The sequence below is a fragment of the Nitrosopumilus sp. b2 genome (genome assembly GCF_014078535.1).
In the GTDB taxonomy this organism is placed as follows: domain Archaea; phylum Thermoproteota; class Nitrososphaeria; order Nitrososphaerales; family Nitrosopumilaceae; genus Nitrosopumilus; species Nitrosopumilus piranensis.
Genome location: NZ_MU078702.1, coordinates 868,700 through 880,596, shown reverse-complemented (window position 1 = coordinate 880,596; position 11,897 = coordinate 868,700). Strand labels below are relative to the sequence as shown.

The 11,897-nt window shown below is 36.0% G+C and carries 15 protein-coding genes; 3 read left to right on the top strand and 12 right to left on the bottom strand.

The window, feature by feature from the left end; genetic code table 11:
• Positions 1 to 64 precede the first annotated feature (64 nt).
• On the top strand, positions 65 to 274 hold the full coding sequence (locus C6989_RS05245; RefSeq protein ID WP_182126531.1) for a hypothetical protein: 210 nt from the start codon (positions 65 to 67) through the stop codon (positions 272 to 274).
• Here the strand turns inward: C6989_RS05245 and C6989_RS05240 are convergent.
• From C6989_RS05240 to C6989_RS05195, 10 genes are all read right to left on the bottom strand, one after another.
• Positions 271 to 501, bottom strand: coding sequence for an Lrp/AsnC ligand binding domain-containing protein (locus C6989_RS05240; RefSeq protein WP_182126530.1), 231 nt, complete (start codon positions 499 to 501; stop codon positions 271 to 273). The genes C6989_RS05245 and C6989_RS05240 overlap by 4 nt on opposite strands.
• Positions 502 to 564: 63 nt before the next feature.
• A complete protein-coding gene (gene truD, locus C6989_RS05235) occupies positions 565 to 1,761 on the bottom strand; it encodes a tRNA pseudouridine(13) synthase TruD (protein ID WP_182126529.1) in 1,197 nt (398 codons plus the stop codon).
• Positions 1,758 to 3,362 carry a Vgb family protein gene (locus C6989_RS05230; RefSeq protein WP_182126528.1) on the bottom strand — a complete coding sequence of 535 codons (1,605 nt, stop codon included), beginning with the start codon at positions 3,360 to 3,362 and terminating at the stop codon, positions 1,758 to 1,760. The genes truD and C6989_RS05230 overlap by 4 nt, the downstream gene beginning before the upstream one ends.
• 45 nt (positions 3,363 to 3,407) lie before the next feature.
• Positions 3,408 to 3,761 carry a peptidyl-tRNA hydrolase Pth2 gene (gene pth2, locus C6989_RS05225; RefSeq protein WP_182126527.1) on the bottom strand — a complete coding sequence of 118 codons (354 nt, stop codon included), beginning with the start codon at positions 3,759 to 3,761 and terminating at the stop codon, positions 3,408 to 3,410.
• A gap of 90 nt (positions 3,762 to 3,851) precedes the next feature.
• Positions 3,852 to 4,301, bottom strand: a complete 450-nt coding sequence (locus C6989_RS05220; protein ID WP_182126526.1) for a zinc ribbon domain-containing protein — start codon at positions 4,299 to 4,301, stop codon at positions 3,852 to 3,854.
• The gene (locus C6989_RS05215) at positions 4,298 to 5,347 is read right to left on the bottom strand and encodes a hypothetical protein (RefSeq protein ID WP_182126525.1); all 1,050 of its coding nucleotides are present in this window, start codon (positions 5,345 to 5,347) and stop codon (positions 4,298 to 4,300) included. Before C6989_RS05215 ends, C6989_RS05220 begins: the two co-directional genes overlap by 4 nt.
• 2 nt (positions 5,348 to 5,349) lie before the next feature.
• The gene (locus tag C6989_RS05210; RefSeq protein ID WP_182126601.1) at positions 5,350 to 5,814 is read right to left on the bottom strand and encodes a hypothetical protein; all 465 of its coding nucleotides are present in this window, start codon (positions 5,812 to 5,814) and stop codon (positions 5,350 to 5,352) included.
• Complete coding sequence (locus tag C6989_RS05205; RefSeq protein ID WP_182126524.1) at positions 5,811 to 7,097, bottom strand: hypothetical protein; 1,287 nt, start codon at positions 7,095 to 7,097, stop codon at positions 5,811 to 5,813. The genes C6989_RS05210 and C6989_RS05205 overlap by 4 nt, the downstream gene beginning before the upstream one ends.
• On the bottom strand, positions 7,094 to 7,360 hold the full coding sequence (locus tag C6989_RS05200) for a hypothetical protein (RefSeq protein ID WP_182126523.1): 267 nt from the start codon (positions 7,358 to 7,360) through the stop codon (positions 7,094 to 7,096). Before C6989_RS05200 ends, C6989_RS05205 begins: the two co-directional genes overlap by 4 nt.
• A gap of 9 nt (positions 7,361 to 7,369) precedes the next feature.
• Entirely contained in the window at positions 7,370 to 8,356 is a 987-nt protein-coding gene (locus C6989_RS05195; protein ID WP_255464648.1) for a hypothetical protein, read from the bottom strand.
• 159 nt (positions 8,357 to 8,515) lie between these two features.
• Between C6989_RS05195 and C6989_RS05190 the strand changes: the two genes are divergently transcribed.
• Positions 8,516 to 9,184, top strand: coding sequence for a CAAX protease (locus C6989_RS05190; protein ID WP_255464647.1), 669 nt, complete (start codon positions 8,516 to 8,518; stop codon positions 9,182 to 9,184).
• Here C6989_RS05190 and C6989_RS05185 read toward each other — a convergent pair.
• Positions 9,156 to 9,782 carry a winged helix-turn-helix domain-containing protein gene (locus tag C6989_RS05185; RefSeq protein ID WP_182126522.1) on the bottom strand — a complete coding sequence of 209 codons (627 nt, stop codon included), beginning with the start codon at positions 9,780 to 9,782 and terminating at the stop codon, positions 9,156 to 9,158. The genes C6989_RS05190 and C6989_RS05185 overlap by 29 nt on opposite strands.
• A 52-nt stretch (positions 9,783 to 9,834) precedes the next feature.
• On the opposite strand from C6989_RS05185, the gene C6989_RS05180 reads away from it, so the two are divergent.
• A complete protein-coding gene (locus C6989_RS05180) occupies positions 9,835 to 10,977 on the top strand; it encodes a hypothetical protein (protein ID WP_237087731.1) in 1,143 nt (380 codons plus the stop codon).
• Between the two features lie 36 nt (positions 10,978 to 11,013).
• Here the strand turns inward: C6989_RS05180 and C6989_RS05175 are convergent, their stop codons facing one another.
• Complete coding sequence (locus C6989_RS05175; RefSeq protein ID WP_148703017.1) at positions 11,014 to 11,892, bottom strand: nucleotidyltransferase domain-containing protein; 879 nt, start codon at positions 11,890 to 11,892, stop codon at positions 11,014 to 11,016.
• Positions 11,893 to 11,897 lie beyond the last annotated feature (5 nt).

Genomic DNA, 11,897 nt, shown 5'->3' with positions numbered 1-11,897 from the left:
AAAATCATTTGGTCAAATTATCAATTCTCTTTACCCTTTTTAGGGTAATTTAGGATATCACGTTATGAGAGGAGGCATAATTTTAGTAATAATTGGGGGAATCATAGCAATACTAGGAATAATTTTTCATCTTCAAGGGCAATCAATTGTTGGACCTCAATCGTCATTCATGTATTCAAATCCAGATTGGATAACATATGGAATGCAAACAGCAATTGTTGGCATAGTCGTTGCAATAGTAGGAGGAATTATTAGGATAATAAAGAGAGATTAGCTCATTGCACGAAGTGTGATAGTACTTCGAATATTTTTTAATTTCCTAATTTTAGAAGTAATTACATCATTCATTTGTGACTGAGATTCAGTTTCAAATTCAACTACCACATCATAGCTACCAAAAGTTACCAAACAGTCTTTGACTTCGGGAATATCTTTTAGTTGAGATAATAGTGATTGCTCCTCTCCGATTTCACAACTAATTAGCATGTAGGATTTCTCCATGACTAAAAATATTTCAAAAATACATCAACTTAAACACACCTAAGAAAATATACCTATTAGATCTCAAAAGCCTGCTGAAATAGGATCAGAGGGTTTCATTATCTCCCGCAATAGAATTGTTGCAAAAGAGCCTCTGGACAAGGTAAACTCTACTGAATTTTCATTTGAGGAGTAATCAGTACAATGTATTGCTGCTTGTCTAAAGCCACCTTCATTACTTACTTCTTGCATTTCCTTTATGAAAAAATCTTTAGGAGTTATCCCCTCTTGTTTTAATATTTGAGATATTTGATAATCAAATCTGGTTTTTTTGTAATACGAATAACCAACAAAAGGTAGTGCCAAATTTTGATCCAATCCTTTGATAAATTTACCGATAATTCCCTTAAAATCAAAGCACACATCGCCAGATTCTGCTTCAAAGAGATTTTCACCATCAGTAAATGCAGCACTTAGGGATTGATTGAAGAGAAATGATTGATATGCTTGGATGTAAAATCTTCGTAAGGATAAGGGGATTGCTCGTATTGCACGAAAATAATCATTATGTTCAATCATTTCTTTTAGAACAATTCTTTCAATATCCATCTGTGAAGGAACCTGATCAAAGTATTGTTTGTAATTTTGCTTGTCAGCAAGTTTTTGGCGAATTTCATTGTTTTCTTTTGAATCATATGAAGAAGTAAAAGACAAAATCAATTCAACTGCCTTCTCAAAATTTCTTTGTAGAATTGCTTTTCCTATAAGATGGGTTACAGGTCGTTTTGAGCCAAAGCGCTGATAGCCATAAAAATTTAGAACCTTATCAGACTCTGCAAAAGAAGATAGTCCATCACCACATTCAGAGATTTTAATTTTAAAATGATTTCCAATCATGTCTTTTTTTGATAGAGGTTTTTTTACAAAACCTACTTTTTCCAAAGAATATTTTTCAGTTGAAAAGTTTTCAATTGCTTTTCCTTTGTTTCCAGCGCAAACAAATTGTTCAGTGATTGCTGATGCGTCTTTTAATCCTAGAGATTTTAGTCGGATACCTTTCTTTCTAAATATATCAGATAATGCATGATTAGTATCGATTCTTTTCTTTTTTAGTTTGTAAACTGCATAGCCTTCTTCTTGGTTAATTGCATTTTGAGTTTTCTCTAAAATTTTTTCAGATACTTCAAAATCTTCTGGAATAATACGTATTTTTCCTCCAATACCATCAAACTTTGTGCTATAAACAGAAATGCCTATTTGGTAATCTAAATCAGGTATCACTCTATTGTCACTGTAATGAATTTTCCAATAGCAACATCAGATGTCTGGACACCAACTAAGATCTTGTAGGTTCCAGAGACTGCATCATCTGTAGCAATTATATCAAAATGGATTGTTTGTGACCCATTAGAATTTAATTGAAATGTCTCAGTACTATCATGAGTTAGAACTGTTTTTATGAAATCATGAGTAGGAGCCAAAATTACAGAGGCACCAATAGAGGCAGTTGTTTTAGGATATACCAAGGCAGTGACATGTTCTACTTCTCCACTAGAAAGGGACAATGTTTCTGAGCCCAATTGTAATTCTAAGGGTAATGGGATAGATGTATCAACTACTCCAATGTTGTTTTCCACCCACTCTGTAAACCAAATTTGTTCCCCATGCACAGTAAAATCGAAGATTTGAGCAAGACCACAATCAGCAAGCATCATACCAGTTCCAGGATCACAATCACCCCAGTAAGGATTCTTAGATGGAACATGGTATGCTACAAGAGATTGTGATTTTGGATCAAACACAGATATGTTATTTGCATTTTGTTCATTAAAAATAATTCTACCTTGATTATCAGTATCAATCCAATAAGGTCTAGAGATAGGATTTTTGATAACTCCTGTTTGATTTCCATATGTGCTTAGCAGTGGATCTGCAGTAGAGTATTGTGTAAATTCTTCTGTTATTGGATCAAAACTAAAGAAAGAAGATGAAGTGGTGTCAGCTAACCAAATTTTTCCATCATCAGATACAACAGCCCCATTTGGTGTTAGCAGTTGTACAGGCAGTTGATAGATTTCAATAAAGTCAAGTAAAGGTAAAAGTTGCTCATTATAATTTGCAACAGAATCAAAATATCCATTTTGATTAAATTTTACTAGAATGCCACCTTGTTGGAATAACCAGTTTGTAAACCAGACATTGTTTTCTGCATCTACTGTAAAATCAGCAGTAACAGAATCATCTACTGGAGAAGGAATGCTAAGATAATTTACATCCTCACTTGATTGGTTTGGATCCAAAAAGGTAATCTTGTTTCCTGTAAAATCATTAATTATAATTTTAGAGCCATCAACTTGTAGCCTTTGAGGCAAAGAATCACCTTCAGAAGGATATCCAAGTCTATCATACTTTTCATCAAATGTTGAGAATTTCCATACAGAGTCAAATGTTTCATCAGTAAACCATACAGAGCCATCAGGTGCATAATCAATTCCCCACATCATTGAACGGCCATTTTTTGGCCATGTAGGATTATCATATTCAGTAAATGTTTCAGTGTTAGGATCAAATTTTGCTAGTTTACCAGTATTTGTTTGTGTAAACCAAACATTTCCATCATAATCAGTAACAATTGCCAGAGGATTAGTACATTCTGTTGGAATCGAGTACTCTGTTACAAAATCAGTAGACTTTGCATTACCTGAGCCACAAAATCTGGGACGATCTGCATCAGGGAAATTATCTGCAGGAGTTCCAGTAATTGTTATCTCAGGAGTGTTTTCCCCAGGATCAAGTCCAGGAATTGCAATTGTAACACCTGAAGTAACCATAATTCCACCTAAAAATGCAAATGCAAGAATTCCTTTAGTTCGCTTTTTCACTGTATAAAAATAATATTTTCCTTGTTATATCTTATTCCAAAATATCTAGAGTAACTTCAAATCTCCAGTCACTTTGTCAATAAGATTTTCAGGGGCAGGACCAATTGAAATACACGTAGTGGTTCCAGGTGCAATTTGAGTATGTCCTGCATCAGTAACTTCAGACCAAGGTAAATTCAAATCAATTGCGTGTCTCTTTACTTCTTGCAAATCTTTGATACCAGAAACTTTGACCACTACTTTTTCTTGTCCACTCCACCATTGTTCATACCATTCAGGATGGGATTTTCTCACATGTTCTGCTCCAAGAACGCAAGCATGTCCTACTTGTGCAGCAATCTTTCCTTTTCCCATTTCAAGGTCAGTTCTAACAACTATTACCTGTTTGATATCACCCATGATATTATCAAAAATAGGCATAATGAAAAACTTTTGAATTAAAGTGTTGTACTTTCCGAGCTTATTTATTTTAGCAATCTGATCAGAAATCTAGTTTTCATTTTCTTTTTTTCCACATTTCTCGCATTTGTAATATCCAAGGTCAGAATCAGACTCACTTGACGAACCAATCTGTTCTTCTGGAACAAACTCAAACTCTTCAGAACCGCAGAACTTGCATTTCCTCGGATTGTATTCCGAGTCTTCAAATTCTTTTTTTCTGTTCAAGTATTCTTCTTTGGTAATTTTTTCTTCAATGTACTTTTTTTCCAATATTCTCAAGGCCTCGTCGTTTTGTTCCTTTTCATATTCATTAATCGGATCTACGCGCCTGTAATTCAGAAGCGAATCTTTGCTCCTAGAAGCATGTTTTTTTGCATACCAGACAATCGCTCCGGCAAAAACAATACCAAGAATCAACCCGTACGGAAAAGGCATGACTGTTTGAATCAAAAAGAAAACCACTATTGCCAATACCGCTCCAAGTAAGATAGATCTCATTTTCTTTTTCTCCTAATCGCAAAAATAATTCCTCCAGCAGTACCGCCAACAATTACAACAGTTACCAAAACTAACACATAGATAAATTCATAGTCATAATCACGTATTGGCTCCAAATTGGGAGAAGGTAATTTTTCATAAAATGGATCTCCCCATTTTACTCCAGCCTCAGTGTTTTCATTATCTGAATTCACTACACAAATACCATCTTCCAGAGTAGTTCCAGGACCACAGTTCTCATAACCAATTTTTTCTTGTCCAGGTTCAGGAATCGGTTCAGGTGAAGGACCGTCATGCTCCCACCTTGCAGGAGATTCCTCATACAACAAAACAAATGGCATATCACCTATCAGTTCTTGAATTTTGTTTCCAATGGTCAAATCAGGCGTCCATAAAACAAGAATGTCTCGTTCATAGTCTATTGCAATTGACGCAATCGGCAATTCATTATGATCTAATCCATGACTAAACAAGCCATCCATCATGTCATCTAATTCTCTATCAGATAGTTTTTGGGATTTATCAGGTAATACAACAGAGCCACTAGATAGGGCATCTACATATTGTGGCCTTTCATTTGCATCTTGATATTGTCGTAAAGGAATTTCTTCCTTCTCTGCATAATAGTTGCCATCCTCAGGTCCAGGCTCCCATATGTAACTAGTTGGAGGAATGATTTGTTCAGTAGTACATCTACTAGTCTCACCATTCTCAACGTATACTTTGTAGGTTTTTCCAATTTTATAGTCTACATCGTTTGAGGAACTTGTAACTGAATCATTTTCATAGAATATCTTTCTCGTATTTTCTAAGACATGTTTTGGAGTATCAACTTCCCCTTTGATCACATCATGAATAAAAAATGTGACTCTTTGCGGACCATCATAATTATCAAGACGTGTCACAGTTCCAGTAAAGACTAATTCAGATAATTTTAGCTTTGCATCATAGTTTATTTCTTCGGCGCAAAGTGCAAAAGATTGATCTGTAAATGCAGTGAATGTAAATAGTGCAACAGAGAGAATCATCAAAAGTTTAGTTTTCATTTTCAAACAAACGTAAATCCTATAATCTCAATTCTAGTATTGTCATAGACGTCAATTCTTAGCACATCATTTGCCAAATTAGGTTCAATCTCTTCTCCATCTACAAGAATAAACAATCCATGCAGTTTTGTATCAAATCTTTTTTCTAAAACTGGCAAAGGGTCACACATTATGATGTAACCATGTGAAGTCTGCACAGGTTTTAGTATTAAAGAATGAGATACATCATCAACACTAAATTCTCCGATTGGAACTGTGTAAAAAATTGAAAATTCTTCTGCAATAGAATAATTAGGCTTTCCATCGTTAGGTCCTGAAATTGCTCTTCCTCTATCTAAAAAATTGACATCATATGTAATATCACAATGCTTTGACAAGATATCTTCTTGTAGAATTGTTGGAGAAATAGAAAAGTATGCCACTAGAGCAACAACTGAGATAATTATTGGGATAAGATATGTTTTCATTTTCTTATACTGTAGTCTCTCCATTTCCAATCAGGATTTTCTTCATCAAGATTATAGTTCTCAATATCTAATGTAATATCAACATAGGTTGAATTTGCAGGGATTTTGAAAATAGAATCAGTATAGTATTGCGGATAAGGGGCTTGGGGGCTTTTTACATAGGAGAATTGAGAATAACTGGTCTCTGTACCGTCAACCAAAATAGAAAGGCCCAACAATTCCCCCACATTCCAGTCTTCAGATCCGTAACTTTGGTAATAACTTACGCCAGTATCACGCAATCTAATCTTCATGTAGCTATCTTTTTCAGAAGGGGTAAATTTCAAAACGGTGCTGCTGTTTTCTGGTTGATAATCAACATGCTCAAGTATTAGATGAGAGGCATAGTGAAGAATCGAATGGTTAATAGAATCAACATAGAAATAATTTCTCTCCAAGAGCTTTTCAACTGAAGTATGTTTTACATGCACAGTTTCCATCCTACTGTTTTTCCAAGTCTGCAGTGATTTGTCAAGATCAGAGTTTTCTTTGAATTTTATGTCATAAAGAACAGGGTTTTCATCAATTGCACAAAGAGACGACATCTTTTGCTCCAGTGAAAAATGGAGATCTCCAGATGCATATGACACTGCCAGATAGTACGAAGAACCCAGATTTCTTCCCACAAATTCTCCACAAATTGAAATATTGTTTTCATTGCCAAAATCATAATTGAATTTGCCAACAGTGACTTGATACTTGTTGAGATTCTCATTTCCCCTTACGTGGTGTTTTACTATAGCAGCTGCATGTTTTTCCTCAAAATCTGTAAAAAAGGATTTTTCATCAAGTAAAGCCTCTGCGGCCTGTGCTTCAATTAACGCAAAACAGTCTACAAAAAAGCCAACAGAGGTTTCTTCTCTTGGAATCTCATCGTATATGTTGGCATACTGTATGTGCGTGCTGTTAATTGCAGCCTCTAGCCAGTATACTTGAGTCTTTTCTTGATTTACTACAAATCCACAGTTATAGCTATGTGGCTCATAAATCAAGATTTGGAATCCACTGATAAGCACGATATCCTCTTTGCTTACGTCAATTCCCATGTCATGAAATTTTTTTTCAAATATTTCTGGCATTATTTTTGCAATAAGCAAGTCATAGTTAATTTTTCCACCATCAGTAAACTCTACATTTTTGTTTTCAGTGTATGGTACATATTGTTCTGTTTTCTGAGACTGTGCAAACATAATGCTGCCAGCAGCCAACAAACCAAATATCAAAAACATTACAAAATACTTCATACAATATGAAATCCTAATCCGTTATTGAAAAGTTCTTCTGATAGTAAGCTTGCTATTGGAACTACACCAAACAACTTCCAAGTGCATTCAGCATTATCTATGTAAAGAAGACCGTTTGTCCATTGATAACCTATTGCAAATTGTAATATTCCATCTTTAGCCATTTCACAACCACCATAAACTTTGGATAGATTCGGCATGGCAAATGAAATAAGAACAAATGCAGTGATTACTGATGTTATTATCAAAAGTCTAGTTTTCATTTTTTATCATCATAACGGAAAAGTTCCCATGATTTGTATTGTTCTTGTATCTTTTTCAAAGGAAATGATTAATGTCCTTTCATCACTGTTACGTTCTTCCTCAAAATCCACTTCCATTCCGTCAACTAGTACAAAAAAGTCATCATCATGTTCACCAATTTTTGCATCAATCAAATCCCTCGGAATGGTTATCTCCAAAGTTCCTTCTTTTGCCTCCTGAATCACAACATTGAGTATCTCACTGTCTGGAGTCTTGACAATTGATACTATTTTTGCACCGTTAATTGAATACTCTAAATCTTCAGGGTCTGAAATTATCTTTACATTCTCTACTGGAACGGTGGGAAATCCCGAGAAATGCCTGAAATACTCTCCCCCATCAAGCAAAAACTTTCCTTCAATCTTTACTAATTTTCCTCCAAGGTCTCGAATAAAGTGATGAACAGTGTCTTTGGTTGAAAACAAGTTCAGTGTATCATACCCAGTATACTCTATCCTTGGCAACTCCTCGCGTAGTGGAATCAAATGATACTCAAATCCCTCAGGAGTATTGAGCCTCTCAATAATTCCGGTTATCTTGATTGCTTTTCCCTGCTCTTCTTTGTCTGTGTCGATGACTCTTACTTCATTTAGTGCCCATTCTCGTGCAAAAAGTTTTGGAACCGTATCAACGGTTATGCACGAATGAAACTCACTGCTCTTCTTTAGAACGAGAACCTTATCGTCACGACAAACTATCTCTTGCCCGTAGATTCCGTTTTGAATTTGTTTTAGTGGAGATAAGATGGTTGGGGTTCGATTTTTTTCAAGTTTAACACACAATTCTCCATAATACGGTTCACACCAGTCCATAAACTCTTCAAATGTTTTTTCTTTCATGTCTGGAGGCAATATGATTGAATGTTCAAGGAGTTGGTTTGGGTCATGTATTGCAAATGCAGTTCCGATAAATCCTAGCATTCCAATTGCAAGTATAATCAAAAGTCGGGTTTTCATTTTCTATTCACCCATAAACTTTCCAATTGTGTCCCATTCTTGGATTCAAATCACAATAGGTTTGGGCGATAATTACATATGTTGTTTTTGAAAAATACCATTATTTTCATGTTGAATAGAAAACAATGCATAAACGGCAACACTCACTGAAATATATCGTTGAAAGTAGAAATTTCTGATTTTAATCCCCGAACATGGCTAAAACCCTACAAGAGAAACAACATTTTGCATCTGTCAATGATGGCATTATTCTACCATGCTTTGAGCATGGCGTTGATGTACACGGGATCATTTTTGGCAAAAAGCACTATTGCAGGTTACGAGACACCAGATTTTCCAGTGTCTGTTGCACTTGCTCTCAGTGCAGGACTGCTAGAGGAATCTGTATTCTTTGGAATCCCGTATTTTATGACAGGAAATCCTGTTATTCTTTTTGGAGCTGGGATGGTTTGGTCATCACTACATCTGTTTAGTTACGGGGTCTATTCCGTTGAGACATTAGCATATGGGGGATTTCTTCTCAGTATTCCCCACATATTTTTTAGTATAAGGACATGGATTAGCGGTAAGGGATGGTTTGCAATCGCATTTCATTCTGGCTGGAACTTTTCATTTCTGATCATTTACTGCATGTTGGGAATTAGACAATGTAGCATCATCAATGATACACATGATGTACTAAACGTGATCATGGCAGTGGCAGTCGGAATGATTGTCTATCTTGCATTCAAAAACAAGACACGGCAGATTAACAGGTTCTATTACCTGATTCCAGTTGCTGTGATACTAGTCTCTCTTGCTATCTTGTATGTGACCGGATCTTTTTGAATTTCCTGTATGACTTTATCATGTTTTGCATGTATTCATCAAGACTTGACTGCATTCCAGGTAATTCTTTGTACAGTTCTGTCCAAAGTTTCTGATAGTATGGTTCTGATGAAAGTAAGATGGTTCCAAGAAACACCTGAATGTTGTGAGAGATAATGTCTTCTCCTTTTCTTATTTTGTCTATCTGCTCCTCTACTGCGCTAAAGTAATCCATGTATTTTCTAAAGATGTGTTTTGATTTTCTAAGATTATCCAAAGATATGTCAAATCCCTCAGACAGGAGTTCTTTTTGAAACTCTTTGTTTTCAATCCATATCAAAAAATAGTTTTCAGTCTTTTTTGCAAACTCTTTGTCTTTTCTATAACATGTGATCATTCCAGAAAGGGTTGGACCATACTCTATCTTTTTTCTCCCCGTTTTGTTTGACTCGTAGACTCGTATCTTGCCTGTTTCTGATAACTGTTTGAAATGCCTGTGAATTGTCCCAATCGACATTCGAGTCTTACTGTTTGCAGAGTATAATGTCAAAGGACCATTGTCCATTATTGCTCTGAATATATCCAAACTGGTTTGGGCAGAGCTGGATATATCCGACATACTTTATGTATATGATAATAATGGATATATCCATTTCTATGGATATATATGTATGAAACATCTCCTATTGGGAATAATTTTTGTAACGGGACTGGTCCCATTTGCATCAGCTGCACAGCTTGACGCATCCATATTGTATGAAGATCAAGTTGTAGAGCCATCCTTTGAATTTCTTAGAATAATTTACATAGAATATCCAGAAGGTGGGGAAATTGCACAGCAACTGCGGGGAGATATGGACACAATATCATTTGATGCAGAAGGTGATGATACAATAAAACTTGTGACATTGCTCAATGAAAACTTGGAATCAATTCCAAGCAATGCAAAAGTTACTGATGCAAAATTAAAGTATCAGGCAACGCTTCATGGCAATCCAAGTTCTGCAGTAATAGAATACAAATTGCAAATTGTTCCAACAATTACAAATCACATATTCCATCAGGAAGACCAAAAGAGTACAATTGATGCAAACTGGCGTGGAATTTTGATAGAGGGGCCAGCAATCATACAAACGCAATACGGAGAATTTGACATCAACAATCCAAGATCTGCACTTGAATTGATGATTCCAGATATTTCAGAGAAACTTCAAGGAGTAGAAATTTTGGAGATCCCATTGATAGATGCAGGCGGCATCAAGGAACTTCCACTCTCAAGGTGGCACTCTCTTTTTGACAACACTGCAATATTGCCAGGGGCCATAGAGTACAAGTATACGGGCAAAAATGTAATTACTCATTATTCTATGGGCGAATGTACCATAATCATTGGCGTATGCAATGACAGAGAGTGGATGGAAGAAGTTGATCTTGACAAACAGTACACAATCAGAATAATCGAGTCCAGAGATGATGCAGTTATTGCCATTGAAGGGTATGTGGACTCTACATACGTGGGAGAACTAGAGGTATTTCATACAAGCCTTAAGAAATTAGGGGAAAATGAAGCATTCAGAGAAGATCAGTTTCTTGTAGTTGCATTGTACGGCATGGCAATGTTGGGAGTAATTGGAGCTGTAGCTATGTTTGTACTAAGCAATAAAAAGCTAAAAAGAGACAAAACTCAGGGTCAGACGGGAATAGATCCTGCACATCTCAGATCATATGAGACCAGCGGTTCATCAGGAAGCTACAAGACCAACAGGGGCGAATCATACCTGATTACAGATGGAAAGTCAAAAATGCCTCTCTAAAAATAAAGGCATCATTATTTTTACTCTAAAACAAAATCAAAACTTGAAGAGCTTTTTCAAAGCAATTCCGTACAGTCCGTAAACAAATCGCGTGCTTTTCAGCACATACTGCAAAACAAACCACTTGTCTGCATTCATGGTGTCCTTGGTTTTTTTGAAATCAAGCGACTGGTACAGATGATCAGAGTCAATCTTTTTGTTAAACAGGTTGCAGATTTCCTTTACTTCCTGTTTTGTCGTAGACAGCGGTTTGTCTAATGCAAACAACACGTCATCACATGCCCAAAAGTTTGCCTTTATTGCATGTGAGAATGCAGACTTTGGGCTGAATGGAAATATCACAAAGCTCATCATCAACAGTAGCATCGCATTAAATGACGCCTTTAGTTTCTCAATTGCAGGAACCGTGGTTGGAATTTCCTTTCGTATGTCCTTTCCATACAGGATAATTCCAGTGTTTTTTATTCTCTGCAGAAACAGTCCCAGTGACGCAATGGTTCTTGTGCCAATCTCAATTTTTATGTCATTTCTTATTTTGAATCCCTTCAGGTCTAGCTGATCTGAGGCCACCACGTAAAACGGCTGTCCGAACATCATCTTGTTTTCGGTCTTGAATATCAAGTCAAGTGCAAAATTGTCCGTCTTTTTGTACGAGGTACACGTCTCAGATAACTTTAGGTTATATTTTGAATCAAGTTCCAGCAAGAGTTTGTTCAGGCATTCTGTTACTTGGCTGCAGAGTTTTTTGTTTTTGATGATGACAATGCAATCAATGTCAGACTTTCCGCGAATCCATTCCCCAGTTGTTGCAGATCCAAACAGTACAAATGAAATCACCTCGTCAGGAAACTTTGCAACAAGTTGTGCAACCAATTCATCCATGAACTGTTTTAGTTTTTTATTTTGAATAGACATAAGAA

Bases quoted from the DNA above. Each gene is read 5' to 3' on its own strand.
- C6989_RS05245 (WP_182126531.1), top strand. From the start codon at position 65: ATGAGAGGAGGCATAATTTTAGTAATAATTGGGGGAATCATAGCAATA.
- C6989_RS05240 (WP_182126530.1), bottom strand. From the start codon at position 501: ATGGAGAAATCCTACATGCTAATTAGTTGTGAAATCGGAGAGGAGCAA.
- pth2 (WP_182126527.1), bottom strand. From the start codon at position 3,761: ATGGGTGATATCAAACAGGTAATAGTTGTTAGAACTGACCTTGAAATG.
- C6989_RS05220 (WP_182126526.1), bottom strand. From the start codon at position 4,301: ATGAGATCTATCTTACTTGGAGCGGTATTGGCAATAGTGGTTTTCTTT.
- C6989_RS05215 (WP_182126525.1), bottom strand. From the start codon at position 5,347: ATGAAAACTAAACTTTTGATGATTCTCTCTGTTGCACTATTTACATTC.
- C6989_RS05210 (WP_182126601.1), bottom strand. From the start codon at position 5,814: ATGAAAACATATCTTATCCCAATAATTATCTCAGTTGTTGCTCTAGTG.
- C6989_RS05205 (WP_182126524.1), bottom strand. From the start codon at position 7,097: ATGAAGTATTTTGTAATGTTTTTGATATTTGGTTTGTTGGCTGCTGGC.
- C6989_RS05200 (WP_182126523.1), bottom strand. From the start codon at position 7,360: ATGAAAACTAGACTTTTGATAATAACATCAGTAATCACTGCATTTGTT.
- C6989_RS05195 (WP_255464648.1), bottom strand. From the start codon at position 8,356: ATGAAAACCCGACTTTTGATTATACTTGCAATTGGAATGCTAGGATTT.
- C6989_RS05185 (WP_182126522.1), bottom strand. From the start codon at position 9,782: ATGTCGGATATATCCAGCTCTGCCCAAACCAGTTTGGATATATTCAGA.
- C6989_RS05180 (WP_237087731.1), top strand. From the start codon at position 9,835: ATGAAACATCTCCTATTGGGAATAATTTTTGTAACGGGACTGGTCCCA.
- C6989_RS05175 (WP_148703017.1), bottom strand. From the start codon at position 11,892: ATGTCTATTCAAAATAAAAAACTAAAACAGTTCATGGATGAATTGGTT.